This is a genomic window from Spirosoma profusum (genome assembly GCF_014699005.1).
GTDB classification, from domain to species: Bacteria; Bacteroidota; Bacteroidia; order Cytophagales; family Spirosomataceae; genus Spirosoma; species Spirosoma profusum.
The window spans coordinates 22,364-49,038 of sequence record NZ_JACWZY010000025.1 but is presented as its reverse complement, the minus strand read 5'-3'; the positions used below and the strand labels follow the sequence as shown (position 1 = coordinate 49,038).

At 48.5% G+C, this 26,675-nt stretch carries 21 protein-coding genes and 1 tRNA gene; 10 read left to right on the top strand and 12 right to left on the bottom strand.

What is annotated here, in order from left to right; all coding sequences use genetic code 11:
• Positions 1-35 precede the first annotated feature (35 nt).
• Positions 36-2,606 carry a sodium:solute symporter family transporter gene (locus IC229_RS24515; RefSeq protein WP_190889867.1) on the top strand — a complete coding sequence of 857 codons (2,571 nt, stop codon included), beginning with the start codon at positions 36-38 and terminating at the stop codon, positions 2,604-2,606.
• 308 nt (positions 2,607-2,914) lie between these two features.
• Entirely contained in the window at positions 2,915-3,385 is a 471-nt protein-coding gene (locus tag IC229_RS24510) for a VOC family protein (protein ID WP_190889865.1), read from the top strand.
• Between the two features lie 57 nt (positions 3,386-3,442).
• Here the strand turns inward: IC229_RS24510 and IC229_RS24505 are convergent, their stop codons facing one another.
• From IC229_RS24505 to IC229_RS24495, 3 genes are all read right to left on the bottom strand, one after another.
• Positions 3,443-4,207: an SDR family NAD(P)-dependent oxidoreductase gene (locus IC229_RS24505; RefSeq protein ID WP_190889858.1), complete on the bottom strand. Its 765-nt coding sequence runs from the start codon at positions 4,205-4,207 to the stop codon at positions 3,443-3,445.
• 100 nt (positions 4,208-4,307) lie between these two features.
• A complete protein-coding gene (locus tag IC229_RS24500; RefSeq protein WP_190889856.1) occupies positions 4,308-5,210 on the bottom strand; it encodes a ChaN family lipoprotein in 903 nt (300 codons plus the stop codon).
• Positions 5,211-5,290: 80 nt separating this feature from the next.
• Complete coding sequence (locus IC229_RS24495) at positions 5,291-5,998, bottom strand: arylesterase (protein ID WP_190889854.1); 708 nt, start codon at positions 5,996-5,998, stop codon at positions 5,291-5,293.
• A 141-nt stretch (positions 5,999-6,139) separates the two neighbouring features.
• Here IC229_RS24495 and IC229_RS24490 point away from each other — a divergent pair, with 141 nt between their 5' ends.
• From IC229_RS24490 to IC229_RS24475, 4 genes are all read left to right on the top strand, one after another.
• Positions 6,140-6,832, top strand: a complete 693-nt coding sequence (locus IC229_RS24490; protein WP_190889852.1) for an ABC transporter ATP-binding protein — start codon at positions 6,140-6,142, stop codon at positions 6,830-6,832.
• A 121-nt stretch (positions 6,833-6,953) separates the two neighbouring features.
• Positions 6,954-9,455 (top strand): ABC transporter permease, encoded by a 2,502-nt coding sequence (locus IC229_RS24485; RefSeq protein WP_190889992.1) that lies wholly within the window; start codon positions 6,954-6,956, stop codon positions 9,453-9,455.
• Positions 9,456-9,728: 273 nt separating this feature from the next.
• A complete protein-coding gene (locus IC229_RS24480) occupies positions 9,729-10,067 on the top strand; it encodes a type II toxin-antitoxin system VapC family toxin (protein WP_190889851.1) in 339 nt (112 codons plus the stop codon).
• 191 nt (positions 10,068-10,258) lie between these two features.
• Entirely contained in the window at positions 10,259-11,824 is a 1,566-nt protein-coding gene (locus IC229_RS24475) for a CehA/McbA family metallohydrolase (RefSeq protein WP_190889842.1), read from the top strand.
• A gap of 19 nt (positions 11,825-11,843) precedes the next feature.
• On the opposite strand, the gene IC229_RS24470 is transcribed toward IC229_RS24475, so the two are convergent.
• The 5 genes from IC229_RS24470 to IC229_RS24450 all read right to left on the bottom strand — a co-directional run bounded on the left by IC229_RS24470 (position 11,844) and on the right by IC229_RS24450 (position 17,309).
• Positions 11,844-12,461, bottom strand: coding sequence for an ABC transporter ATP-binding protein (locus IC229_RS24470; protein WP_190889833.1), 618 nt, complete (start codon positions 12,459-12,461; stop codon positions 11,844-11,846).
• 59 nt (positions 12,462-12,520) lie between these two features.
• Positions 12,521-13,315: an acyl-ACP--UDP-N-acetylglucosamine O-acyltransferase gene (gene lpxA, locus IC229_RS24465; RefSeq protein WP_190889831.1), complete on the bottom strand. Its 795-nt coding sequence runs from the start codon at positions 13,313-13,315 to the stop codon at positions 12,521-12,523.
• A gap of 119 nt (positions 13,316-13,434) precedes the next feature.
• Entirely contained in the window at positions 13,435-14,829 is a 1,395-nt protein-coding gene (locus IC229_RS24460; protein ID WP_190889829.1) for a bifunctional UDP-3-O-[3-hydroxymyristoyl] N-acetylglucosamine deacetylase/3-hydroxyacyl-ACP dehydratase, read from the bottom strand.
• 49 nt (positions 14,830-14,878) lie between these two features.
• Positions 14,879-15,907: a UDP-3-O-(3-hydroxymyristoyl)glucosamine N-acyltransferase gene (lpxD, locus tag IC229_RS24455; protein ID WP_190889827.1), complete on the bottom strand. Its 1,029-nt coding sequence runs from the start codon at positions 15,905-15,907 to the stop codon at positions 14,879-14,881.
• 121 nt (positions 15,908-16,028) lie between these two features.
• The gene (locus tag IC229_RS24450; RefSeq protein ID WP_190889825.1) at positions 16,029-17,309 is read right to left on the bottom strand and encodes an HD domain-containing protein; all 1,281 of its coding nucleotides are present in this window, start codon (positions 17,307-17,309) and stop codon (positions 16,029-16,031) included.
• A gap of 127 nt (positions 17,310-17,436) precedes the next feature.
• Here IC229_RS24450 and IC229_RS24445 point away from each other — a divergent pair.
• From IC229_RS24445 to IC229_RS24435, 3 genes are all read left to right on the top strand, one after another.
• A tRNA-Ile gene (locus IC229_RS24445) sits at positions 17,437-17,510 on the top strand.
• A gap of 137 nt (positions 17,511-17,647) precedes the next feature.
• The gene (locus IC229_RS24440; protein WP_190889824.1) at positions 17,648-18,484 is read left to right on the top strand and encodes a DNA/RNA non-specific endonuclease; all 837 of its coding nucleotides are present in this window, start codon (positions 17,648-17,650) and stop codon (positions 18,482-18,484) included.
• Positions 18,485-18,980: 496 nt separating this feature from the next.
• On the top strand, positions 18,981-20,726 hold the full coding sequence (locus IC229_RS24435; RefSeq protein WP_190889822.1) for a beta strand repeat-containing protein: 1,746 nt from the start codon (positions 18,981-18,983) through the stop codon (positions 20,724-20,726).
• Between the two features lie 309 nt (positions 20,727-21,035).
• On the opposite strand, the gene IC229_RS24430 is transcribed toward IC229_RS24435, so the two are convergent.
• From IC229_RS24430 to IC229_RS24420, 3 genes are all read right to left on the bottom strand, one after another.
• Positions 21,036-22,466, bottom strand: coding sequence for an FG-GAP repeat protein (locus tag IC229_RS24430; protein WP_190889820.1), 1,431 nt, complete (start codon positions 22,464-22,466; stop codon positions 21,036-21,038).
• 143 nt (positions 22,467-22,609) lie between these two features.
• Positions 22,610-23,431: a helix-turn-helix domain-containing protein gene (locus IC229_RS24425; RefSeq protein ID WP_190889818.1), complete on the bottom strand. Its 822-nt coding sequence runs from the start codon at positions 23,429-23,431 to the stop codon at positions 22,610-22,612.
• Positions 23,432-23,938: 507 nt separating this feature from the next.
• A complete protein-coding gene (locus tag IC229_RS24420; RefSeq protein WP_190889816.1) occupies positions 23,939-25,498 on the bottom strand; it encodes a serine-rich family protein in 1,560 nt (519 codons plus the stop codon).
• A gap of 321 nt (positions 25,499-25,819) precedes the next feature.
• Here IC229_RS24420 and IC229_RS24415 point away from each other — a divergent pair, with 321 nt between their 5' ends.
• Positions 25,820-26,299: a hypothetical protein gene (locus IC229_RS24415; RefSeq protein WP_190889814.1), complete on the top strand. Its 480-nt coding sequence runs from the start codon at positions 25,820-25,822 to the stop codon at positions 26,297-26,299.
• 104 nt (positions 26,300-26,403) lie between these two features.
• On the opposite strand, the gene IC229_RS24410 is transcribed toward IC229_RS24415, so the two are convergent.
• Positions 26,404-26,673 (bottom strand): hypothetical protein, encoded by a 270-nt coding sequence (locus tag IC229_RS24410; protein ID WP_190889812.1) that lies wholly within the window; start codon positions 26,671-26,673, stop codon positions 26,404-26,406.
• Positions 26,674-26,675: the final 2 nt, after the last annotated feature.

Sequence of the window (26,675 nt, the reverse complement as noted above, 5' to 3'; positions counted from 1 at the left end):
CGGTCAGTAGAAGTAAGCACTAACGTATTGCGCGCATGAAGCCTTTTGTCGTACCGTTTTTTTGGCTAATCTTGATGAGTCAGTTATCCATAGCCCAGCCATTTTCCTGGGGTCAGTTACCACCCGTACCCGACCCGGTAGGTTTTGCCGGCTCCGTTGCTGGCGTCTCTAATGGCGCTTTGCTGATAGGTGGAGGAGCGAATTTCCCGGATAACGCTGGGCCCTGGGGCAAAACGCCCAAAACCTGGTACGATGCTGTTTTTGCGCTGGAAACATCAACCGGAGCCTGGAAAAAAGTAGGCAAATTACCCCGAAAAATGGGGTACGCTATCTCGATGACCATTCCCGAAGGCGTGTTATGCATTGGAGGAGCAGATGGGGAGCGCCATTACGCCGATGTGTTTGTACTACGTTATCAAAACGGCACGGTTTCAACAAAACCACTACGTCCGCTTCCTGTGCCCTTGGCCAATGCGAGCGGGGCCGTTCTCAACAATACAGTATACGTAGCTGGCGGAATCGAATCGCCAACCGACACGACTGCCGAAAATCTATTTTTGAGCCTTGATTTGACGAAACCAGATGCGCAGTGGCAAAAGCTATCGGGTTGGCCGGGAGCGGGGCGAATGTTGGCGGTAGCGGGCGCGCAGGATGGCAAATTCTTTCTTTTTAGTGGAACAGAAGTTTATCAGGATACGCAAACGAAAACCATAAAACGGCGCTATCTGTCAGATGCTTACGCCTATAATCCAACACAGAAAAGTTGGCAACGTATCGCCGACCTCCCCCACCCTACGGTAGCCGCTCCTTCACCTGCGTACGCTGCTGGTCAAACTCACTTACTCCTGTCGGGCGGAGACGACGGTGCCAATGCTGACAAAAACGCTGTTTTAAAAGAAACCCACCCCGGCTTCCGAACGGATATTCTGGCGTATCATACCCTAACCAATACATGGACAGTTACGGGCTCTGTCAGCACAGACAAGAAAGCCGACGCAGTCAGTAACCCAATGGGTAGTACGTGGGCGCCCGTTACCACGCCACTCGTTGTCTGGAACGGACAGCTTGTATTGCCGGGTGGCGAGGTTAGACCGGGCGTACGTACCAATCGTGTTTTGACGGCTTCTCCAGTGCAGCAGGCCGGTACGTTTGGCGGCTGGGACTGGGGTGTAGTTGGGGTTTATTTTCTCCTGGTTATCGGAATCAGTACCTACGTAGCGCGCAAAATGGGAGCTTCCACCGACGATTTTTTTCTGGGCGGTCAAAACATTCCCTGGTGGGCGGCTGGTCTTAGTATTTTCGGTTCTAAACTAAGTGCGCTGACATTTATTGCCATTCCAGCCAAAACCTTTGCTACCGACTGGACGTACCTGTTTGCCAACGTAATGATTGTGGTCGTAGCACCTATTGTAGCGTATTGGTTTCTGCCCTATTTCCGTAAAATCAAGATTACCAGCGTCTATGAGTTTCTGGCGCTACGTTTCAACCAGCGAGTTAAGTTGCTGGGGAGCCTTACGTTCGTGTTGTTTCAGGTAGGACGGCTGGGCATTGTTACGTATCTGCCCGCGCTGGTATTGAGTACAGTCACGGGGCTAAATCTGATGGCTTGCATCGTTGTGATGAGCGCGATTACAGTATTATATACAATTTCAGGCGGTATCGAAGCGGTTGTCTGGACTGAGGTGGCGCAGGTCGGAATTTTGTTGGGTGGAGCTTTCGCTAGTTTATTTTTTATCGCCAATGCTACGGGTAGTTTCGGTTCGATGTTTCGCGAAGCGGCCGATGCCGGAAAATTGCACCTTGTCAATCAGGGCTGGGGCATTACGGAGCCGGTACTTTGGGTGGTTTTGGTAGGCAATTTCCTGTCGCAACTTACTACGTATTCATCCGATCAGGTAGTCGTGCAGCGTTACCTGACTACACCAACCGAAGCTGAAGCGCGTCAATCCATCTGGACAAACGCACTGCTGGTGATTCCGGCAACGCTTATTTTTTTCAGCGTTGGTACTGCGCTCTGGGTCTTTTTCCGACATAATCCGGGCGGGCTAAACCCAATGGGACGCACCGACGATGTGTTTCCCTGGTACATCTCTACCCAACTTCCGGTTGGTTTGCGTGGCCTTGTAATCGCTGGCTTATTTGCCGCAACGATGTCGACCATCTCCTCGAGCATGAACTCAATCGCTACAGTTATGACGACCGATTTTTACCGACATTTTAAGCCAAAGTCATCTGACAAACAACGCTTCCGATTTGCCCGGCTTGCTACGTTAGGTTTAGGCATAGCGGGAATTGGTATCGCTATTGGACTCGTTTACCTGCAAAACGCATCCATCTGGGATCAATATCTTAAACTGACGGGTATGTTTGGCGGATGTTTGGCCGGTATGTTTGTCGCTGGCATTTTCTTCAAACAAATCAACAGTCAGGGCATTTTGATTGGTTTTCTGCTGAGTGCCATTCTGCTGTATTTCGTCCAGGCCAACGGATGGGTTCATTTCTTTCTATATCCCGGTGTCGGCATTATTGGTTGCATCGTGTTTGGATTATTATTCAGCCAATTATTTCCGGAGAAAAAGCATCCAGTAAAAGCTATACCAGTTTAAGGTAATGTATTAAAGTCAGCCACTCATTTTCAGTTTTTTATGGTACTTCTTTGTCATCCTGACGCAGGAAGGATCTTAAGTTTTCCTAGCACTCTAGTAAGGAAGCCTTAAGATCCTTCCTGCGTCAGGATGACAAAAAGTAACTACCCATAATTCACACAAATGCTACGTAGTGGCTGACTTTTTCACTTCGTAACAGTGGGTAAAACTTTGTCGCAATCACCCCTGTTTTTGTCGTTTTTACCAGCCATTTGCGCAAATGCCAATCGCTATCTTTGTTCTGTAATCAACAGATAATAGCGAACATCATGCAAAAAATCACCACGTTCCTGACGTTTACCGATCAGGCCGAAGAGGCTGCTACGTTATACACCTCGATCTTCAAGAATTCATCCATTAAACATGTTTCCCGTTATGGCGAAGGTGCTCCAGCGACTGCTGGTTCGGTGATGATGGTAGGATTTCAGCTCGATGGGCAAGACTACATGGCCCTCAACGGCGGCCCACATTTTACATTTTCGGAAGGTATCTCACTCTACGTTGACTGTGAGACGCAGGAAGAAGTCGATACGTACTGGGAAAAACTCTCCGAGGGCGGTGAAAAAGGCCCGTGCGGCTGGCTGAAAGATAAATTCGGTGTTTCCTGGCAGATTGTTCCTTCCATACTGACCAAGCGGATACAGGATAAAGACCCGGAGAAAGCGAAACGAGTGATGCAGGCAATGATGAAGATGAGCAAAATCGACATTGCTGCTATTGAACAGGCTTACAATGGCTAGTAACGTAGTGATAATACGAATACCATTACTCCAAGTAATGGTATTCGTATTATTCTATCACAAACTCATCCCGCCATCCACAAAAATAGTCTGACCAGTAACGTAGCGACCTGCGTCGGAGCAAAGCAACAACGCCATGCTGGCTACGTCTTCCGGTTGACCTGCTGAGCCTACCGGTATATTCATTCGGTCACTGATACGTTTAGGTACGGGAGGGGTTGGCTCGTCGATACGGGGCGTATTGATCACACCGGGCGACAGATTATTGACTGTTACGTTCTTATCAGCAAGTTGTAGGGCGAGGTTCCGAACGGTGTTGGCCACGGCGGCCTTCGTACCCGCATACACAATCATGGCTGGATGCGGTTTTTCTTCCTGTACGCTCCCAATCGTCAGGATACGTCCCCAACCTCGCTCGGCCATGTCGGGCGCAAAACGCTGCATTAGTAAAAGTGTTGATTTCCAGTTGGCGTTGACCTGCCGGTCGAATTCTTCGGACGTAGTATCGTCCCAATCGACAGGTAATTGAACGGACGCATTCGTCACCAGAATATCTACGGATTCAAACGCGTCGATGGCTTTTTTGTAGAGTTTATCAGCGGCTCCTTTCTGCAACAGGTCTACACCAACAACCTGGCTTCTCACACCTTTTTTTCGTACCTGCTTCGCTACGTCCTTCGCTTCGGCATCGCCTTTGCGATTATGAATCAGTACGTTAGCTCCAAATTCGGCCAGTGCCAGCGCAATAGCCTGCCCAATTCCCTGACTCGAACCCGTAACAAGCGCATTTTTTCCGGTTAAGTTCAGCAGCTCCTTAATCATAGTAATCTCGGATACGTAGTGATTTTCTCAACTAAACAACCCGAAATTCATGACAACGGTTTTGTGTATAATGCTGGAACGCCATTCCGGTCTCGTTACGTCAATACGTTTTGGTCATATCGGCCGGGATGGCCAGGACGAAATCGGCGAGGTTACGGTTTTCAGAAGCAGGGTGCTCTGGATCAGGAAGTTCGACGGAGGAAAGGGTTAAAATAGTAAGTGTCGGACGTTGCCGCCGGAGATACCAGACAATGCCTTCGAAGTTTTTGGAGTGGTAATCGCCATTGAAATGCAGCATGGTTTGTCCAGTTTTCAGATTTTGCAGAATAAAATGCGCCATCGTAGCGTCTTTGATAGCCTGTGCCCGGGCAAAATTGGCACTCATATCATTCGTAGCACCATGGGGATTGGCTGAATTGGGGGTACTTCCATGCGTCGAACCACCCATCATCTCCATCATCGCTTTATAACCCGGAAGTGTAAGATCAACCGTCAGCGGGAGCGGTACCATCTGCTGTTTACCATCAGCCGAAATGGTATCAAGCGCAGCCAGCCCCTGACGAGAAACCAGCCGGGCGTACTTGCGCGGTACGTTCGTGGCGATGAATGGAATATGTTGCTGGCGGGCAAAATCGGCGATTGGTTTATAATCGGTATCGAAATTAGGCCAGAGACGCGCCTGGTTCGCCAACTCCTTACCATCGGTTTGTCCCTGTACGTAATTGCTGATCGCGGTCTGATTATCAGTCTCAAACATCTCCGCTCCCAGTACCAGGTTTTCTTTTTTGGCCGCCTGTAAATCCTTCGTTAGCTGCAATTCCAGCCAATGACAGATGGGATTATTATGCAATTCACCAAAAAGCACTACGTCGGCCTGCGTCGCCTGACGTAACAACTTGGCATACGTAGTGGCCTTTAACTGAGGAGTATACAACCGATACGCCGGTTTATCAGGCCGAAAGGCGAAGGCCAGCAGGCAAAGCAGAAATAGGGCTAGGCGCATAAAGGGTTGTTTCAGTTTTTTGAGATGCTTCGTGCCTCAGCATGACAAAAACGCTCTTAAAAATCTCAAATAGATTCCTATTACAATACAGGACGTAGCACTTGCCATACGGTATTGGCGACAATCTTGTGTCCGGCGGGTGTTGGGTGAATCCCATCGCGCTGATTCAGTTTGGGTATCCCCCCTACTCCTTCGAGCAAAAATGGAATCAGAATAGCTTTGTTCTTGTCAGCCAGTTCTTTAAACAATTCCCGGAACTCTTTTGTGTACGTAGTGCCCATGTTGGGTGGAATCTGCATCCCGGCTAGCACGATTTTCGCTTCAGGGCTTTTCTTACGTACCGTATCCATAATAGCTTGCAGATTTTGCCGGGTTGATGTTAGCGGAATTCCCCGAAGGCCATCGTTACCACCCAATTCCAATACAAAAACCGACACGGGCTGACGTAGCACCCAACTAATCCGGCTTTTACCGCCTGCGGTTGTTTCACCACTTAAGCCCGCATTTACAACGGTATAATCCAGTCCTGCCGAATCAATTTTTTCGCCCACTAGTGCGGGAAAAGCCTCTGTTGGTTCAACGCCATAACCCGCAGCCAAGCTGTTGCCATAGAAGAGTACGACCTTCTTTTTGCTTGTGTTGGATTGAGTGGCGGTCGTGCTAACGGGGGCATTGGTGGTAACAGAATCCGTTTTTTTATCGGATGAACCACAGTTCCAGACCGTTAAGCAGATGAATAACCCGCTTATCAAAGAAAAGAGTGTTTGGGCGTTCGGACAGAACTTCATACAGCGTGCGTCGGTTTGTTACAATAAAAACGCGGCAATAGCAGCGAATAACGCAGTTGAGTGGAAGAATCTTCGTCTAAGCTGCGATTTTCCGCTCACTGCTACGTTTAAGACAATGAGTGTCAACCCTTTTTTGTTCCAATGAGTATTCTGCGTGTTGAAAATCTGACCAAAACCTACTCCAGTGGTGGTCGCGAGCTGACCGTGTTGCACGGCGTCAATTTTACGCTCGAACCCGGTGATACGTTCGCCATCGTCGGTCCGTCGGGTAGCGGCAAAACTACTTTGCTGGGCCTGTGTGCTGGCCTGGATCGGGCTTCGTCGGGCAGTGTTTACCTCAACGATATTCGTCTGGACGAGCTTTCTGAAGATGAGCGGGCCTCCATCCGAAATCAGTACGTTGGTTTCATTTTCCAGAATTTTCAACTGCTGCCAACACTCACCGCCCTTGAGAACGTAATGGTTCCGCTTGAGTTACGGGGCGAAAAAGGCGTTGCTAAAACAGCGCAGGCATTGCTGGATCGGGTTGGACTGGGGCAGCGTGGCCACCATTACCCAACCCAACTGTCGGGTGGTGAGCAGCAGCGGGTGTCATTGGCCCGTGCGTTTGCCAATCGACCTAAACTCCTGTTTGCCGACGAACCAACCGGCAATCTCGACGGCGATACCAGCGCCACCGTGGTCGATCTGCTGTTCGAACTCAACCGCGAAGCCGGCACAACCCTCGTCCTGGTTACGCACGACATGGAATTAGCCTCCCGCACTCAACGTATCATCCGCATCAAAAACGGCACGGTAGTCAATGATAGAATGACTGAATTATTGAAGGAGTGATTAAGTCTATTACATCCCCTATTCACACATTCTATCATTCACACATTGAAAATTAAATATGGATTCTCCTCGATTCAACGCTACGTTGCATACCAAACCGGGTTTAAGCTGGCTGCTACGTATGGCCTGGCGTGACAGTCGCCGAAGCCGACAACGGCTCTTACTATTCATGTCGGCCATCGTGCTGGGAATTGCGGCTCTGGTGGCTATTAATTCGTTTGGCGATAATCTGGCACGTAGCATCGATGAGCAGGCGCGGGAGTTGCTGGGTGCCGATCTTACGCTGTCATGGACACGTCAACCGGCGGCCAAAACGCAGGAATTTATGAAAGGCATCGGCCGCGACAGAGCGTATGAAGTTTCGTTTCCGTCGCTGGTGTCGGTTGCCAAAACGGGTGGCGTACGGCTGGCACAGGTGAAAGGGTTGCAGGGGAATTTCCCGTATTATGGTGTCTGGGACGTAACGCCAGCATCGGCAATTCAAACATTTCGACAGGCGAAAACGCAAGTAGCTTTGGTCGATGATGCATTGCTGGTTCAATTGGGCGCGCAACCCGGCGATTCGGTGAAAGTGGGAAATCTGTCGTTTCTGATTGGCGGACGCGTAATGAAAACGCCAGGGCAGGCTGCGATTACGACCACCGTTACGCCCACGGTGTTTATCCCAAATCAGTATTTGGAGAAAACCGGCCTGTTGCAGCGCGGAAGTCGGGTGGCTTACAAATACTATTACCAGTTTGCGCCCGGTACAGATGTTGAAAAATATGTCAAAACGATTTCCTCCCGTCTTGATAAAGAAGGAATTGGCTTCGACACGATTGCCGAACGGAAACGCCAGACGGGTCGCTCGTTTGCCGACCTGACTAAATATTTGAGCCTGGTAGCGTTTGTGGCGTTGTTGCTGGGATGTGTGGGCGTCGCCAGCGCGGTGCAGTTGTATGTGAAAGAGAAAATAGCGTCCGTTGCCATCTTACGAACACTCGGTGCCAGTGGACGACAATCGTTCCTGATTTTCCTGCTGCAGACGGCCATTATGGGCTTTATTGGAGCCGTTGTGGGGGCAATAGCGGGATCGAGTGTACAGTTAATTTTGCCACGTGTATTTGGAAATTTCCTGCCAATAACGGTCGATACTACGTTGTCGGCAACGGCTATTCTGGGGGGTATTGGTACAGGCTTGTTCATTTCCGTTCTTTTCGCCCTGATACCCCTGCTGGCCATTCGGAACGTAGCACCGTTACGTGCATTACGTACATCATACGAAGATGACCTAAGTGGGCGCGATCCGCTACGTTGGCTGGTGTATCTGGTGGTGGTTGGTTTCATTATCGGTTTTGCGTACTGGCAAACCGGGAATTTTATGCTGGCCCTCGGCTTCACAGCTGGACTAACCATCGCTTTCGGCATTCTAACAGCACTAGGATTGGGGCTAATCTGGTTGGTACGTCGGTTTTTTCCAACAACCTGGAGTTACGTCTGGCGGCAAAGTCTGGCTAATCTGTATCGTCCTAACAATCAGACACTAATTTTGGTAACGTCAATCGGTCTGGGCGCTTTTTTAATTGCTACGTTGTATTTAACGCAGGGGCTGTTGATTGGACGAGTTGAGCTGTCGGCTAGTGGCAATCAGCCCAATATGGTGCTGTTCGACATTCAGAATGAGCAACTTTCGGGTGTAAAATCACTGGTGAATGGACAGAAATTACCTGTTTTGCAGGAAGTGCCCGTCGTTACAATGCGCCTGACCGACATTAACGGGAAAACGGCAGAAACAGCGCGTCGTGATACGTCGTTGAAAATACCAAAATGGGCCTTCACACGTGAGTACCGCGTTACGTATCGCGACTCGCTTATTTCTTCGGAAAAGCTGATAGCAGGGAAAGCGCCCTATCAGGCTGACGGTACTACTTACGTATCAATTGAAGATGGATTTCTGGAACGAATGCACCTCAAACTCGGTGATACGTTAAATTTCAACGTACAGGGAGCCGCTATTCAGACCATTGTCGGCGGTACGCGTGAGGTTGAATGGAATCGGGTACAGACGAATTTTCTGGTTGTTTTTCCGAAAGGCGTACTGGAACAGGCTCCACAGTTTCACGTTCTGATGACCCGCGTTCCTGACAATCAGACGTCGGCACTGCTTCAGCGTGGCCTGGTCAGTCGTTTTCCGAACGTATCGGCCATTGATTTGGGGTTAATTCTCAAAACGATAGATGATATTCTGGCTCAAATCTCGTTTGTGATCCAGTTCATGGCCTTGTTCAGCATCCTAACGGGATTGCTGGTACTGGCCAGTTCGGTTGTGATCAGCAAGTTTCAGCGATTACGCGAGAGCGTACTGCTACGTACACTGGGGGCCAGCCAAAGCCAGATTCTACGTATCACAGCACTGGAATATGGTTTACTGGGACTTTTAGCGGCCCTCTCAGGGATTCTCCTTTCCATCGCCGGAACCTGGGCATTGGCGCAATTCGTCTTCGAAGTCCCTTATCGCCCTGACGTAGTACCGCTGGTTGTGGTAGCGACGGTGGTAACGGTGCTGACTGTTGTGATCGGCTTGTTCAATAGCCGCGACGTATTGGTCCGTCCACCGTTAGACGTGTTGCGGGCGGAGGGGTAATGATCTTCACTGAAGCTATAAGCCTAGTTTGTTTCTTCTGTGTAGAATAAGTAGATTTAGCAAAAATTCGAGTCATGAATCTTTCCCGGCAACAAACCGCCGAAGCGTACTGGTTATTGTTCAAACACTGCCAGAGGAAGTACAGGCGGTAGTTAAACAACGTATCGCTCGTACAAAGAAAGGGAAGACCCGCATTGATTTTCGGCACTTAGCTTCTGCAGGTTGGGATGATAAAAATCATATATACAGCCGCGATGAACTTTATGATTAAGTATGGCTGTAGTTTTCATTGACACAAACTGCTGGGTATACGCATCCAATCCGCAAAGTCCATTTTACACAATTGCCCACCAAAAATTCGCTGAATTCCAGGAGCGGGATTATGAGATTTGTTCATGTCCACAAATTATCAAAGAGTACACACGTGTATTAACATCCGAAGGAATTCTATCGCCAGAATCAATAAGCCAAAAAGCTGCTTTTATACGCGAAAGCACTACGTTTCTCTCCGAAACATCAGGAACAATTGCCGAATTTGATACCCTCATCGACAAATTCCAGGTTAAAGCTAAATCAGTATATGACTGTAGTAGCCTTAATGCTTCACTATGATATTAACACATTGTTGACTCATAACGTAGCTGATTTCGCACCAAGATACGCGTCGATGATTCAGGTAATTCCGTTACTATAGTTAGCTTTAACGCAGTAAAGGACTGATAATGGCAAATCAACTTATATACTTCTATTTCAAGTTATTCTTAGCTACATTATTTTCAATCTGCCCCCTTTGTATTAACGTAATGGTGCTACGTGCCCAGCCAATTACCCAGCTTTCCATTACAATTCTTGACGCTTCTACAAATAAACCTACGCCGGTACGCGTTCGGCTGACACGTAACGGTCGCGCGATAACACAACTGCCTACTGAAGCCGTTGCTGTGATGTACGGCCTTTGGGATCATGAAGATGGGTATGGTTTTCAGCCCGATAGTTCGTTCTACGTAGCGGGAAAGTTTCACCTGAATTTGCCTGCTGGTACGTATGAATTAGCGATTTCTAAAGGCAACGAATTTCTCCGGCAAACGCACAAACTAGTGTTGTCAGCGGGGAAAAATCTTTCGAAGACGTATCGACTCAGTCGCTGGATCAATACAGTTGCAAAGGGTTGGTACTCGACTGACGGTCACATTCACATCCGCCGTTCGCCCCGCGAAAATCCGCTCATTATGACCTGGCTGCAGGCTGAAGATGTTCGCATAGGAGCTCTGCTACGTATGGGCGATTTCTGGGAAACGTATTACCCGCAGTACGCTTACGGTGAGAAAGGAATGTATAAGCATGATAATCACTTGCTTATCACTGGCCAGGAAGATCCTCGAACGCCCGATTTAGGCCATGCTTTTGCGCTGGGTGCGGCTGACCGGGTTCGTCGGCGCGAGCGATATTACTATTACGATGACATTTTCGATAAGGTACATCAGCTTGGTGGTGTTACAGGATACGCACACCAGGCCGAAACGTTTCATGGCTACCGTGGCCTTATTCTTGATGGTCTGCGCGGTAAAGTCGATGCGTTTGAACTGCTCCAGTTCTGCGTAGACGATCATCCGCTGCACACCGATCATTATTACCACATGCTCGATTTGGGCATTCCGCTTACGGCCACGGCTGGTTCTGATTTCCCCTGGTGCGGGCAGGATCACGGTCACGGTCCGCCAGAGCGATTGTCACGTATCGGTAATGCACGGTTTTACACGTATCTGGGCAAAGCCGGCGAAAACCTCAACGTATCAAACTGGCGTTCGGCAGTGGCTGCCGGGCATACATTCGTATCCAGTGGGCCGATACTTGATTTTAACGTAACAGACACATCGGCAGGAGATACCGCCATACCGGGCGATCACCTGACTATCAAACGAGGTAATTCCATTACCATCACTGCACGAGCTTATGGTCATCCGGGACAGGTTCCGCTTGATACGCTGGAAATCGTCAGCCACGGGCGCGTAATTGGCCGGGTTACAGCTCGCGACAGTGGTCAGTCAGCAGAGCAGTTGTCGCTTCGATTGACGCTACCCCTAGAAAGAGGACAATGGATCGCAGCCCGCTGTTCGGCCGGGCCGAGTCAGGCGGCCCATACAACGCCCATATACGTAACGGTCGACGGTGGTGGGTTCCATAATCCAGAAACCGCCGGACACTACCTCGACCTTAGCGAACAATATCTTCAGGAAATCGAAAAACTCCTTGATACACCGCCTACGAACGTAGAACAACAGGCCGGACGCTATCGGGATGGTCTGAAGACACGGATCGACGAAACCCGACGGGTTATCGGCACATTACGTCAGAAATTGCTACGTTAGTTGCTACGTGCAAATCCGTTTATTTCCACTGCGTTACGTCCAATACGTTCGGGCAGAAGTCGTATTCTTCGGGCTGGTTGGAGCCAATTAACAGCAGTTGGTCAGGACTGAGCTGACGTACCTGTTCATGATACCAGGCTGCTCCCTGACGGTCGAGGTTCGAGGTGGGTTCATCGAGAATGACTACGGGGGAATCCGTAAAAAATGCCAATCCTAGCTTTACACGCTGCTTCATACCCGACGAAAAATACTTAATTTCTTTGTGGCGGGCGTTTGTCAGCAGCAGCCGTTCTGCTACGTCGTCGGGCGTCATATTTTGTTTGAACGGCTTGAATGTCTGGTGGAAAATCAGCAACTCCGTCAGAGTCAGTTCTTCCACCAATTCCAGATAAGGCGCGGCCAGACTCACTTGTTGAAACCAATAATCTGGCTCTATTACGGCCCCTTTTCGCGAATACGTGAGCTTGCCTTCCGTAACAGGTAAGCTTCCGGCAAGAAGTTGCAGCAGCGTTGATTTACCGCTTCCGTTCGGCCCAACGAAGGTGTAACTTGTTCCGGCGGTAAGCGTTAAATCGACACGCCGAAAAATCCACTCTTTGCGGTATTTCTTCCCTAGCTGACTGGCAACGATTTCCATAATGGATAATGTTGGCGGTGAACCCATTATTCATTGTTCATTATCCATTACTCATTCAATTATTCTTTCTCTCCATTCGATGAAGGCCCGCGCATGATACCCCGCTCCGAGCTGCGGATGAAGTTTACAATGTCGTCGCGCTCGTTGGAGGGTGGCAACTCCAGTTCAATCTGCGTGAGCGCATCAGCATTATTCAGCCCCCGCATGTAGATGTAGCGGTAAACATCCTGAATCTGGTTTATTTTGTCGTTTTCGAATCCCCGCCGACGTAAACCGATTGAATTGATACCTGTGTAAGAGAGTGGCTCACGGGCGGCTTTGGTATAAGGCGGTACGTCCTTACGTACCAGCGAACCGCCTGAAATCATGGCATGAGCGCCGATACGAGTAAACTGAAGCACTGAACTCGAACCGCCAATGATGGCCCAGTCGCCCATGTGTACGTGGCCGGCCATCTGTACGTTGTTGGTGATAATGCAATGGTTACCAATCCGACAGTCGTGTGCTACGTGTGCGTAGGCCATGATCAGGCAATTGCTGCCAATTTCGGTTTTCCAGTGTTCTTCGGTTCCCCGGCTGATGGTGGCATATTCACGTATCGTCGTGTTATCGCCGATAAACGTTCGGGTGTATTCGTTGTTGAACTTCAAATCCTGCGGAGTCGATGAAATAACGGCTCCGGGATAAATCTTGCAGTTTCGGCCGATGCGGGCTCCTTCATTAATGACCGCATGTGAACCAATCCATGTTCCTTCGGCGACCTCAACATCTTTGTGGATAATGGCAAACGGCTCAATAACCACATTTTGAGCAATCTTCGCTTCAGGATGTATATAAGCTAATGGTTGAATCATGTTTTTAAGTGATGAATGATGAGTGATGAGTGATGACCGATAAGTGGTACGTGATGAGTATTGCTTGATTAATTGCTACACTCATCGCTTATCACTTATCGGTCATCACTCATCACTCATCACTTCTTTTTAACCAGACTGGCAATCATATCGGCTTCACAAACCAGTTGGTTGGCCACGTACCCGCGACCCTGCATTTTTACAATACCCCGTTTCATGGGTGAGGTGAACTCACACCGAAATATTACCATGTCGCCGGGTAAAACGTTGCGCCGGAACCGACAGTTTTCGATACCAATCAGGTAAGGCCAGTAATTTTCGGGGTCCGATACGGTGCTCAGGACCAGAATACCGCCCGTTTGGGCCATCGCTTCGAGCTGCATCACACCCGGCATGACAGGATTTCCCGGAAAGTGCCCTGGGAAAAATGGCTCATTCATGGTTACATTTTTGATGCCTACTACGCTGTTTTCGTCCAAAGCAATGATTTTGTCAATCATCTGGAACGGATAGCGGTGGGGCAGCATTTGCGAAATCCCATTGATATCCAGTACGGGTGGCTGAGTTGGGTCGTACTGAGGCACCTGATTAGCCGCATTTTTCTGAATGAGCTTCTTGATTTTTTTGGCAAACGCTACGTTGGCAGCATGACCCGGGCGGGCGGCCAGAATCTGCGCTTTGATAGGCCGGCCAATCAGCGCCAGATCACCCACTACGTCGAGCAGTTTATGGCGCGCCATTTCGTTGGGATGGTGCAGCTTAATATTGTTCAGGATACCATCCTGCTTGTTAACACTAACCTTTGGCTTTTTGAGTAAATCGGCCAGATAGTCAAGTTCACCATCCTGTACGTCGCGGTCCACAATCACAATGGCGTTTGTCAGATCGCCCCCTTTAATCAGGTTTTGTTTGTAAAGCGTTTCGAGGTCGTGCAGAAAAACGAATGTCCGGCTGCTGGCAATCTGGTCAGGAAACTGGGTGATGTCGTTCAGCGATGCGTGTTGACTGCTGATAACCCGTGAGTTATAATCGACCATCACCGTAAGCCGGTAATCATTTAATGGCAAAGCTGCCATTTCAATGTCTTTTTCGGCATTCCGATAATGAACGTATTCGTTAACTTCGAAGTAGTTTCGGGTGGCGTTCTGTTCTTCGATACCGGCATCCCGTAGCGCATCGATAAACTGAATCGACGAGCCATCCATAATGGGCGGTTCCGGGCCGTCTAACTGAATGAGTATATTGTCGAGTTGTAAACCCACGAGGGCAGCCAACGTGTGTTCAACCGTGTGGATCCGTGCTCCGCTTTGCTCGATAGTGGTTCCCCGCGAAAGATCCACTACGTTATCAACGTCAGCATCAACGATGGGTTGGCCTGGTAAGTCGACACGCTGAAATTTATAGCCATGATTGGTAGGGGCAGGCAAAAAAGTCATTGTTGCCTGAACGCCCGTGTGTAATCCTACTCCCGATACCGAAACGGCTTTCTGAATTGTCTGTTGTTTGGTATTCATTCTTTATCAGTTGTCAGTTTACGATAGGTGATAGATAGCAAACTGATAACTATTTTTCATTTTTCTTTTCTAAATCGGTAAGGCGCTGCTCCAGAGTCGGTAAACGTCGGAAAACAGCCAGCGAACGCATACTTTCTTTCAAACCAAAAGCAGGCGAACTATTAATCGATGTACCCTCTTTGTCAACGCTTTTGCCGACGCCCGATTGAGCTCCTACTTTAGTACCATTGGCAATCGTTAAATGGCCTGCAAAACCGACCTGCCCCGCAATAACACAGTTCTCGCCAATTTTGGTTGAGCCCGAAATTCCCGTCTGTGCGGCCACAACCGTATTTTTACCGATTTCTACGTTATGCCCGACCTGGATCAGGTTATCCAGTTTCACCCCTTGCCGAATAATGGTCGATCCCATTGTGGCGCAGTCGATGGTCGTATTTGATCCGACGTTCACAAAATCTTCCAGAATCACATTACCCAATTGCGGTATGGTTTTATACGTACCATCGGACTGTGGTGCAAAGCCAAATCCTTCACTGCCAATCACGGCGTTTGGGTGAATAACACAGTTTTTCCCGATGATGGAGTTATCAAGGATACGCACGCCGGGGTGAATGATCGTGTTATCCCCGATTTGCACATTGTTACCCACATAGGAATGTGGATAAATCTTGACGTTATGCCCAATCCGGCAGTTACGACCAATGTACGAAAACGCGCCCCGGTAGTTCTGTTCGCCAATTTCGGTACCCTCGCCCAGATACGACGGCTGCTCAACGCCCACGCGGGCAAAAAGCAATTGTTTATGGTATTCTTCCAGAAGTCGGGTGAAGGCCGAATAGGAATTATCGACAAAAATCAACGCAGAATCAACAGGCTTTTTAGGCTCAAACGAACGGTCGACAATCACCGCCGATGCCTGCGTCGTATACAGATGGGGTTCATACTTTAAATTTGATAGAAACGAAATATCCCCAGGGCGGCCTTCTTCAATCTTGGCTAATCCGGTGATTGCCAGTGTATCATTTCCGGCTACTTCGCCCCCCAGCAGTGTTGCAATCTGCTTGACTGTAAACTTCATATACGTATGACGACCGTCGCAAAACGCTCACTTTCCATGAGCGATCAGGCCGCTAAGGTAACTAACAAATTGCACTTTTCGTATACTATCCCCCTGAATTCGTTGAAGAAAAAGTAGGTAACTACGCTACGTTGCTGCCCAGCGTCAGGTCTTTTGCCCAACAAACGTAGTAGCGACGAACGATGTTGGTCAGTACGTGAATGTTCGACAGATCCGACGCATCTGCTACGTCGATAACCTTGCCACTTTTGAGTTTAATAGCAATCCGATCCCCCGATGGCAGATAGGCAGCATTGGTGGCCTGCCCTTCAATCAGAAAATAAGACAGCATTTCATCGTTCAGCCCATTACTACGTAGTTGTTCTTCCAACTCCTTTAGCAACTCGTCGGCAAATGGCTCTGTCGAGAGCATGATTTTAAATAATTTCCGATCGAGCAGCATCTGACACAGCGTCGATAGAATCAGATCGGGGTGCAGCGCCCACTGCTTGATACACGACCAGACATCGAAATCATCGAGTTTGGTAAACGCATCCAGATACGTTCGATTCGTCTGAAACTGCTCGAGCGAAACGCTTTCGAGCAGAAAAAGCCGGAACGTATTAGGTGCATAAACCGACTCTGTCTGAACTGACCCGGCCTGGACTGGCTCGGATTGACGAATCAGAAACCGCGCCCGACGTAGTATCTGAATCAACATCGACTCGCAGCAGATTGACGTTTTATGCAGGTAAACCTGCCAGTACATCAGTCGCCGGGCATTCAAAAAATTCTCAACACTCAGAATTCCCTTGGCTTCGACAACAAGTTGGTCATCAACCAGATCAAGCATTTTGATGATACGTTCGGCCCCGATTGCCCCTTCGGCCACCCCCGTATAATAGCCGTCGCGGTTGAGATAATCCATTCGGTCCATATCCAACTGACTCGAAACGAGTTGATGAAAAAATGGTCGGTGATACGTTCCGTCAAACATGCTGATTGCCAGCGACAACGCTCCACTAAACTGCCGGTTGAGGTCGTGCATAAGCATGAGCGAAATCTGTTCATGCAGCACATTGTCCAGCAAGCAGCATTCCAGTACGTGCGAAAATGGCCCATGTCCAATATCGTGCAGCAGAATGGCAATCTGAGCTGCTTCGCACTCGTCGGAGGTGATAATATGGCCTTTGCTTTGCAGCGTACTCATGGCCTGCCCCATCAGGTGCATAGCGCCAAGCGCGTGGTGAAAACGAGTGTGCAACGCGCCAGGATATACATATTCCGACAAACCTAGTTGCTTGATACGTCGAAGTCGTTGAAAGTATGGATGCTCGACCAAATCAAAGAGGAGCTCGGTCGGAATAGTAATGAACCCGTATACCGGGTCGTTCAGAATTTTCTTCTTGTTTGATGCTGTCATCCTTACAAAGATACCAGAGCCGAACGCAGGATTGCAGACGTATTGTTCGAAAATCAGGCAAATGCTGTTTGTACTGCCAAAAATTTCGTAATTTTGTCCCGCTAAATCTGAGCAATCAATCAGCAATGGGCTTGTAACTCAGTCGGTTAGAGTGCCTGACTCATAATCAGTAAGTCGCAGGTTCGAGCCCTGCCTGGCCCACCCTCATAATTAAGCACTTACATGTAAAAATGTAGGTGCTTTTTTTGTTGGTTTACGCGCTGGTTTACACATCTCATTACTTTCTACAAGTGCCCGAATTTCAATCACTTTCGAAACTACTTGCTAGACTTGGCCTAATGCTAGGGTTCGTTATAGCGCTAAGTCAGTGCAAGCAGCCCTCAGTTGACGCCCCGACTAATACCACACCCACCCGTGACTCCAATGTAGCCTTGGGCATACCTGATGGAGCAAAAACTAGTGAGAGTAGTCTCCATACTTACCTGATCACCCGCCCCACCTATTCACTCTCCTATAACACTTCCACCGGCATCGCTAACTGGTGTAGCTGGCATCTGTCTACTGCCTGGAAAGGGTCGGCTACCCGCTACAGTGGCAACTTCATTCCTGATCAGTCATTACCCGCTTCTTGGTATCAGGTTAAACATGCTGACTATACCAATACCGGCTTTGACAGAAATCACCTTTGCCCTTCAGATGATCGCGATAGCACAGCGGAGGAAAACCGAACTACGTTTATCCTGACCAATATTGTACCCCAGGCTCCTCAGTTAAACCGTCAGAGCTGGCTACGTCTGGAGGACTACTGCCGGGGCCTGGTTGTTAAGGGAAATGAACTCTACATCATTGCCGGAACAGCAGGCAAAGGTGGCGAGGGAGACAACGGGAAGGCAAGCACGTTAGCCAGTGGCAAACTAAGCGTTCCTGCTTCGCTGTGGAAAGTGATTGTAGTGCTGCCTGTTGGTTTGGATGATGTGAACCGGATAAACGCTCAGACGCGAGTTATTGCGATCCTGCTCCCGAATACCAATGCGGCCGGAATGCAGGCATGGGGGAATTACCGGGTAAGTGTAGATGAGATCGAAAAGCAGACAGGGTATGACCTGCTGTCTACTCTATCCCAAAGTGTACAGCAGGCAGTGGAGGCTAGAGTAGATCAGACGACAATTCAGTAAGGCATTTCTCCGCTGATTATGGATATTACTAATGTACTAATATGACTCCGCTTGTGCTTAACTTAAAAGACTGTTCCAATACCACTAATACCACTCCGCAAGCGCTTAAAAGGCTCTTCTTACCATTTCTGTAGCACCTACCAGAAAAGGCCCCCTATACACCCCTTTTTAGTTTGACTGCTCTGCGTCTAGAATGGTCTGTGGATAAAATTTACAAAAAAGGCGAATCTCTGGCTTTTGCAGAGCCGCCAGGGCTCGAATTAAGCGCGATCAAATGTAACTCGTTTAACTCCGCATTGAAGCTTAAGCGCTGTATTTCAGCCCCTGAATTAGTAGGCAAAAAAATAAAAAGATGTTTTAGAGCCTACATTTCCTACACATCCTACACAGGTGGGCTTAAGCTAGGTTGAGATTTTTTTATAGCCTGTCACCTCAAAATCATCTTACCAATTCACCTTATTTTATATTTTTGACACTTATCCTAATCAATTACTTCATGAAACACCTGTTTACGCTTCTGTTTTTAGTGCCGGTTTTTTGTCTTGGGCAAAATAACTACATAGTGACAACACCAAACTCCACGACCCCAGGGGTTAATAATGTGATTGTGGGGCCCAATGCAGGTAATGCAACAATGTCGGGCTCATTTAATTCGTTTCTGGGGGGCGATGTTGGCCAAAACAATACAACTGGTATTCAGAATACGTTTGTAGGCTATCAGGTAGGCCAAAACAATACCAAGGGCAATTCAAATTCGTTTGTCGGAGTTAACGCGGGTCTAAACAACACCATAGGGTCATATAATTCGTTTGTCGGAGTTAACGCGGGTCTAGGTAACACGACAGGTTCTAATAATTCCTTTATTGGTGTCAATGCAGGTTTAGGTAACACAACTGGCACTGATAATGCGTTTGTAGGCTATCAGTCCGGACAAGCTAACACAACGGGTATAAATAATTCGTTTTTTGGTTCAAGGGCAGGCTATTCAAACACAACCGGCAGTTATAATGTATTTGCGGGCATAAATGCAGGGCGTGATAACACGACAGGTACGAGTAATTCATTTGTAGGATCAGGGGCAGGTGCCTTCAACACTACTGGTGAGAATAATTCATTTGTAGGCTCAGGTGCTGGCTATCGTAACACCACGGGTGTCAATAATTCATTTTTAGGTTATCAGGCGGGCACAAATAACTCCGAGGGAAGGCATAATGCGTTTATAGGCGCTTATGCTGGGTATTATAACACGACAGGTGACCAGAATTCATTTGTAGGTTCTGGTTCAGGTGTTTCCAACACTACAGGTAGATATAATTCATTCGTAGGCGCTAGTGCGGGTAGTGCTAATTCTACTGGGGATCAGAATTCGTTTATAGGGTCTTATTCAGGCTTTTATAACAAAACGGGTAGCTACAATTCGTTTGTGGGCTATCAGGCAGGCTACACCAATTCAACTGGTGAGCAGAATTCCTATGTAGGTGTAAAGGCGGGCTATGACAATACCACTGGTACCAACAATGTATTTCTGGGTTTTCAGGCGGGGGTTTCCAATACTCAAGGCAATAACAATGTGCTGATTGGCTCCTCATCGGGGGCATTAATTACCACTGGTAGTAACAATATCATGCTGGGAACTAATGCTCAGCCTGCATCCAGTAACCTTCAAAACGCTGTAGCTATTGGTTCCAATGCCAGAGTCGCCTTAAGTAACGCTATCATATTAGGGAATCCCGATAATACCAGCATTGCGGTCGGTATCGGTACCGACTCCCCCCAATTCCCCCTCGATGTACGGGGAACAATCAACCTCCGTGAAAATGGCAAAATCAAATTCGCTCATCTGGGCAATCCGATACGTAACGGTACAACTGACAAATTTCTGACGGTGAATGAACAGGGAGAAACAGAGCTGGCTCGGTACCGGATCAGTATCGACAACGTAAACCAGTGGAGTGACAAGGTGTTTGATAAAAGCTATGCGCTTAAGCCATTGGCTGAGGTTGAAACGCATATTAATCAACACGGACATTTACCTAATGTACCCTCCGCAGAGGAGGTAGTCAAAGAAGGAATCGATCCGGCTAAGATGGACGCTAAGTTGCTGGAGAAGATTGAAGAACTGACGCTTTACAGTATCCAACAGGACAAGAGAGCTGAGCAGCAGGAAGACAAACTTCAGCAACAGCAAAAACGTATCGACCAACTAGAGCAACTCGTCAAACAGCTACTGGAAAAGAAATAAGACTTAGCCCCTACCGATTTGATAGGGGCTCTTTATATCTAGTTCAAGTGACTCGGATAAGCCATAACCGTATCACCCTCCTGAAAGTCAATCAGCCACATCAGAAAACGCAGGTCGTTTTACATAACAATGGAAGGCACAAAACCGTCCTAAAATACCCGTAAAAATACCCGATTTGTACCACCACGATTCTGTTTGATGTGTACACCAGTAGCCAGGATGTGTATCGAGGGGAGGATCACTTCCTGCGATAGGTAGGGCCAATAATTCAATTGAGGAGAAATAGGTGTTGGACAAACTAAGAACCACTTACTCGACTACGCCGAAGCTAACTTTACCCTTACCCAGCTGAAAACCTGGCCCTCCAATAACAAACGTGCCATTGGACATACCGACCGAACTACCATTTCTGGTATTGGGTGGGGAATTGTCATCAACCCTACGCACCTGAACCCAATTTATGCCACTTCGTTGATACACGTAGCAGGCTCCCTGATTGATATACCCGTCGCCATCGGCCCCCGTCGCCCCTACAATGATATAATCGCCCCCTATACTGACACTCCCCCCAAAGTGATCATCGGTTGACCCATCGAAAGCGGTTAATTTAACCAGTTGAGTCCAACTAGTGCCGGAACGGGAGAATACATAGGCAGCCCCCTGGTCGGTGTTGGCTCCCAGGTCATTGAACACAGAGCCAACAACCGCGTATGAGCCTGATAAAGCAACACCCCAGCCGAACTGATCGTTGGGGGACCCTTCAGAAGCGGTTAACTTAGCCTGCTGACTCCAAGTGTTGCCTGAACCCACAAACACATTGCGGGAAAACACATAAGCTGCCCCCTGGTTGGTATTAGTAGCACTGTTCGCATCGTTCTGAGGCGCACCAATCAGGGCGTAATCACCCGACAGGGCTACCCTACTCCCAAAGGCATCGTCAATATACCCATCGTTCGATACAAGTTTAGCCTGTTGAGTCCAGGTCGTCCCAGAGCGCATAAATATATACGCTGACCCCTGATGACTATTTTCCCCCACAGTTTCATAAAAGGCTCCTACCAGCGCATAATCGCCTGAAATACTTACCGATTGGCCGAAACCGCTATTGGCGCTGCTGGTTAGCTTTTGCTGTTGATTCCAGGCGGTTCCGTTTCGAAAAAAGACATAAGCGGAGTTAACGCCAGTACCTATAAAGGCGTAATCACCTGATAGAGAAACACTGGAACCGAAGGCATTTCCACCCGAACCATCACTGGCGAGAAGCTTGGCCTGTTGAGTCCAGGCTCTGCCGATTCGCACAAATACATAGGCTGAACCTTGACTTAACTGGCCATTGACAACATCCTGGGGCGCTCCTATAAGGGCATAGTCACCCCATATAGATACGCTTTGACCAAAGCTATCGCCTAATACGCCCATGCCATCCCCCGACATTCCGTCGCTAGCAGTTCGCGACACGGGGGCGAGTGCATTAGCAGAGGTGGTGGCCATGGGCAACCAGTTCTGGCCGTCGTAGAGATAAAGGGTAGTCTTGTCTAAGTCGAAGACGATGGCACCTACCTGGGGGTTAACAATCGCTATGCGCTGGGCACTGCTCATGCGGGGCAGATAAGCGGCTTTGGTGGTGGAGGGTACATCGATGGCTGCCGAAGGATGCGGTGTGCCTCCAAAACCGATCTGTGCCCGGGTTGCTTTAGTAAACAAACAAAGCAGGATCAAACAGTAGAGATGTGCTTTCATGGTAAGGAGCTGAGGATACTGCTGTTGCCTGATCTTAAACGCTGTTGACAAGGCCACTATAGGCACAAAAGTAACTTGATCCTACCCGTCGATATAGGAAAAAATCGCCATTTACCGGCCGATCGCTCAAATTAGGAATAGACTTATGGGCTTTTGAGCAAAAAATTGTCGAAGCCGATATTATGAGCGAAGTAGGCAGAAGGGGGTTGGCCTGTAAATTGTTTGAACTCCTTGATGTAATGCGATTGATCGTAGTAACCGCCCTGATTAAGAAGGTCTTCCCAACTTCGAATCTGCCCACTGACTATGGCGCTACGAATGACCAGAAAGCGGTTAATACGGCTGAATTGTTTCATACGTAAGCCGGTTGCTTCCCTAAATCGGCGTTCGAGCGTACGTTGGGGCAAGCCAGTTGCCGCTGCCACCTCGCTAATAGAAACCGTGTCGGGCTTGGTCTGTAATAGTAATACTGCTGTATCAAGACCTCTTTTGAGTGGTTTAACTCCTATAAGTTTACTCATCAGATACAGCTCAAGTTGGTTAACTTTTGCCTTGTCACCTTCAGCTGATCGTACTGAACCGGCCAACGTATGAGCATCGGCAGGGAGTATAGTCTGAAAGTCAATGGTTTGGTCAGCCAGCGAAGTTAGGTCAACCCCCAAAAGGGTGTGCATTCCAGTTGGGGTAAAATAAGCGACCACTGTGTGCACATGACCGTGTATAATGTACTGATGTCGGCGGGTGAATGGGCCGATTAGGCAGGTAACAAAATGCTGATCTAATCGCCCGCTGACGGGGTTGGGTTTATGGTTGGCCAGTCCACAATTAATGGCCAGTTGGCCAGTGCTGGATGGAGGCACAAAAAAAAGAATTTGTTCGCCGATTGGTACTGATGCCTCTACAACCGCATATCGCTCGATATAGGGCCGTAATTGAGCATTTGGTATAAAATCGAGGTAGTTCATTCTGTAAATTAGGCAGGTGGTTGATTCCAGTCTTGGTTCACATAGTAGGTAGATATGAGCACAACTTATTTACTCAGTTTGACAGCACCTTACACTAACGAAAAGTGGCTAGGTTTATCTGCAAAAGGTGGGTGCTGCAAAAGTATACGAGTTGTTCAGTGAGCCAGGCATTTACTAATATGTTTGACTAGTTGAGTAAATTGCTATACTTTGTAACGAAACCTAAAGTAACTGTATGGAAATACTAGCATTTCTTTTCGAGTTAGCAGTGGGATGGCTCATCGCCCCAAAGGAGATACCAAAACGCGGCCTCCCTAATCCCCCATATATTCCCAAGCGAGAGTCAAACATGTAACCCGACCTCACCTGGCGGGCACTTTAATGCTACACATATTTCTGAAAACGAGCAGTCGACTACCCTACAAAACCTACAAAAGGTCAATCAAGTACGAGAAGAAAATAAATACTTTTTCTCACCGCCACTTTCATCACTTTCACCACTCGAGCTTACTTCTGTTTCAAGAGTTGATTAAGCAGCCGTTCTAGCTCAGCCTGCTTTTGTTCCAGCGTCTGAAGCTTCAGTTGCTGTACTTGCAACTGCTGCTGTTTCTGCTGATCACCTTTCTCTAACTGAATACTGTACAAGGTCAATTCCTCTACCTTCTCTAACAGCGTCGCATTCATCCTGACCAGATCGATCCCCTCTTTAGTTACCTGTTCTGCCGAGGGAACACCGGGTAAATGGCCGTGCTGGGCTACGTAGTTGGCAACGGCAGGTAGTGAACGGAGTTGGTACGTGGGGGCAAAAACTTTGTCACTCCACTCGCTGGGGCTATTGATACGAAGCTGATAGCGGGCTAGTACGGTTTCGCCTTGCTCGTTAACCGTAAGGAACTGATCGGTTGCTCCCTGGTGTATTGAGTTGGAGAGGTGGGCAAACTTGATGCGGCCATTGTTTCGTAGGTTGATGGTGCCCCGCACATCCAACGGGAATTGAGGAGCATTGGTACCAATGCCGACAGCGATGCTGGTGTTGGTGGGATCGCCTAAGACGATGGCATTACTTAAAGCTACAGTAGCATTCGTGCCAATCGCTACGGAATTATTCAGGTTATTGCTGGTGGGTTGCGTGTTTGAACCCAGCATGATATTATTGCTGCCTGTCGTGATGACCGTGCCGGAAGAGGGACCAAGTATAATATTGTTAGCTCCGCTGGTGTTGTTGTAACCCGACCGGTAGCCAATGAACACGTTATTACTACCCATGCCATTGCTGTAACCCGCTGAACGGCCCACAAAACTGTTATTGACTCCCGTAGAATTGGTATAGCCCGCCGAATAGCCTAAGAAGCTGTTGCTGTCTCCAGTTGTGTAAAAGCCCGCATAAGCCCCCACGAAGCTATTATCAGTGCTACCGGTGCCGTTGTAGCCTGCCTGATAGCCCAGAAAGCTGTTATAAGCCCCTGTCGTGTTGGAGTAGCCCGCTGAACTTCCTACAAAGCTGTTCGAAAAGCCAGTGTTATTGGAGAAGCCCGCAGCATAGCCAACAAAGGCGTTATCATCACCACTCGAATTGTAAGTGCCCGCGTAATAGCCCAGAAAGGAATTTTGGTCCCCGGTGGTATTGTAGTTGCCCGCACTAGAGCCTATAAAGGCATTAAAACTGCCGGTGGTATTACTGTATCCCGCATAGGACCCCACAAACGAATTATACCTTCCCATGGTATTACTGTATCCGGCGTTATAGCCCAGAAAGGAATTATGCACTCCCTGTGAATTCTTATAACCCGCATAACTGCCAATAAAGGCATTATAACTCCCAATGGTGGTTAGCAGACCTGCTGCATAGCCCACAAATACATTCTCAGTGCCCGTGTTACTCTGCCCGGCAAAGGCCCCCAGCGTTACAGTACGGACCCCTCCGACCGTACCCGCGTAGGCACCCAGGGTGATGTTGGATTTACCATCGGCACTGGTGGAGGCCGTGTAGTAGATGCTTTGCGTTTGCTGAGCCCAGGCAGGTATAGCGAGGGCGACTACCAGTAGCAGAAGAAGAATTGATTTCATAGCGTAAAGGATTGATAAGAAGAGTCGGGTACATTTTAACAAATGTACATAACTGCCTCATATTCATCGGAAGTGAATGAGTAAGCGGTACGTGAAGCCATTGACAACAAAAACGCCAGCCCAGTAGAGCCAGCGTTTCGTCTATGGGTTGCGTTCTATACCCTCAATTCAACCGGCGCACATGATTGTAATGCTCGGCTGCTTTAGCAAACCAGCTCCTATGGTGACCTTTATTGACCGGTAACTAATTGGCCGCTCACATCTTGGCTTTTTCGTTTACCTTTCGATGCTGCTAAACCCACCATTAATTCGATACACGAAATGAAAGCTCCCCTATGGCTGTTCTTCCTACTACTCATTTTAACCAGTCCGAATATACCCGCATCGACCTATGCACAAACCTCACCGCCCACCGACTCGATTCGGCTTCAGGTTCGCCCGGCTTCTGATAGCCTGATAGCCATCCACCAGCTTTTTCTTCGAAAACGTCGCAGTGCCAAGACAGCCATTTGGACAGGAGTTGGCGTCGGGGTGGGCTTGGGCTTAATCGGCCTGGGTAGTTATGCCTTGGTAAACTCGGCGAAAAAGGCGACCAGTGGTATGCCCCTTGAGGAGGGATCTGCTTCAATTAGTCTCAAGTTTAGTTTGCCTGGCCTGCCCATCCTTACCTTGGGAGTGATTCGGCGGATTCGCTTCAACCGGCATCGAGAAGCGGTTCTGGTTGACGCTTATAAGAAGGGTAAAGGTCTACCTCCCTCTATTCGGCGATCAATCAGGAGCCAGCACTTTGCCACTCAGTAAATACCGTTTTCGGTGGCATTATAATTTTATATCAAGCGTACATTTACAAAAATAGCCAGCGCTCAGTTAATAAGCGCTGGCTATTGGCTAGGTTGCTAACGGTATCAATTCAGTCGCCTAACATGATTGTAATGCTTGGCTGAAAAGGCAATCTCGTACTGGTTTAAACGCTTTTGCATTAACTCAATCTTCTCTTCCAAGGCCGCTGTCTTTTGTTCCGCCAGCTCAGTGAGCTTATGACCAACCTCAACCTGGTGGCGGCTACAGGTAACTAGTTCTCGGTGAATACTGACTACTTCCTGCAAGTCAGTGACCCACTCTCTGAGCGTATCTATATCGTGGCAATCGTTGGGGTTTCCGGATACTGGTTTCATGA

Excerpts from the sequence above, each read along its gene's own strand:
- IC229_RS24430 (WP_190889820.1), bottom strand. The coding sequence starts at position 22,466 with ATGAAAGCACATCTCTACTGTTTGATCCTGCTTTGTTTGTTTACTAAA.
- IC229_RS24415 (WP_190889814.1), top strand. The coding sequence starts at position 25,820 with ATGAAAGCTCCCCTATGGCTGTTCTTCCTACTACTCATTTTAACCAGT.
- IC229_RS24410 (WP_190889812.1), bottom strand. The coding sequence starts at position 26,673 with ATGAAACCAGTATCCGGAAACCCCAACGATTGCCACGATATAGATACG.
- IC229_RS24485 (WP_190889992.1), top strand. The coding sequence starts at position 6,954 with ATGGCCTGGCGTGACAGTCGCCGAAGCCGACAACGGCTCTTACTATTC.
- IC229_RS24425 (WP_190889818.1), bottom strand. The coding sequence starts at position 23,431 with ATGAACTACCTCGATTTTATACCAAATGCTCAATTACGGCCCTATATC.
- IC229_RS24450 (WP_190889825.1), bottom strand. The coding sequence starts at position 17,309 with ATGACAGCATCAAACAAGAAGAAAATTCTGAACGACCCGGTATACGGG.
- IC229_RS24440 (WP_190889824.1), top strand. The coding sequence starts at position 17,648 with ATGCTAGGGTTCGTTATAGCGCTAAGTCAGTGCAAGCAGCCCTCAGTT.
- lpxD (WP_190889827.1), bottom strand. The coding sequence starts at position 15,907 with ATGAAGTTTACAGTCAAGCAGATTGCAACACTGCTGGGGGGCGAAGTA.
- IC229_RS24495 (WP_190889854.1), bottom strand. The coding sequence starts at position 5,998 with ATGAAGTTCTGTCCGAACGCCCAAACACTCTTTTCTTTGATAAGCGGG.
- IC229_RS24470 (WP_190889833.1), bottom strand. The coding sequence starts at position 12,461 with ATGGAAATCGTTGCCAGTCAGCTAGGGAAGAAATACCGCAAAGAGTGG.
- IC229_RS24500 (WP_190889856.1), bottom strand. The coding sequence starts at position 5,210 with ATGCGCCTAGCCCTATTTCTGCTTTGCCTGCTGGCCTTCGCCTTTCGG.
- IC229_RS24420 (WP_190889816.1), bottom strand. The coding sequence starts at position 25,498 with ATGAAATCAATTCTTCTTCTGCTACTGGTAGTCGCCCTCGCTATACCT.
- lpxA (WP_190889831.1), bottom strand. The coding sequence starts at position 13,315 with ATGATTCAACCATTAGCTTATATACATCCTGAAGCGAAGATTGCTCAA.
- IC229_RS24505 (WP_190889858.1), bottom strand. The coding sequence starts at position 4,207 with ATGATTAAGGAGCTGCTGAACTTAACCGGAAAAAATGCGCTTGTTACG.
- IC229_RS24480 (WP_190889851.1), top strand. The coding sequence starts at position 9,729 with ATGGCTGTAGTTTTCATTGACACAAACTGCTGGGTATACGCATCCAAT.
- IC229_RS24490 (WP_190889852.1), top strand. The coding sequence starts at position 6,140 with ATGAGTATTCTGCGTGTTGAAAATCTGACCAAAACCTACTCCAGTGGT.
- IC229_RS24475 (WP_190889842.1), top strand. The coding sequence starts at position 10,259 with ATGGTGCTACGTGCCCAGCCAATTACCCAGCTTTCCATTACAATTCTT.
- IC229_RS24435 (WP_190889822.1), top strand. The coding sequence starts at position 18,981 with ATGAAACACCTGTTTACGCTTCTGTTTTTAGTGCCGGTTTTTTGTCTT.
- IC229_RS24515 (WP_190889867.1), top strand. The coding sequence starts at position 36 with ATGAAGCCTTTTGTCGTACCGTTTTTTTGGCTAATCTTGATGAGTCAG.
- IC229_RS24510 (WP_190889865.1), top strand. The coding sequence starts at position 2,915 with ATGCAAAAAATCACCACGTTCCTGACGTTTACCGATCAGGCCGAAGAG.
- IC229_RS24460 (WP_190889829.1), bottom strand. The coding sequence starts at position 14,829 with ATGAATACCAAACAACAGACAATTCAGAAAGCCGTTTCGGTATCGGGA.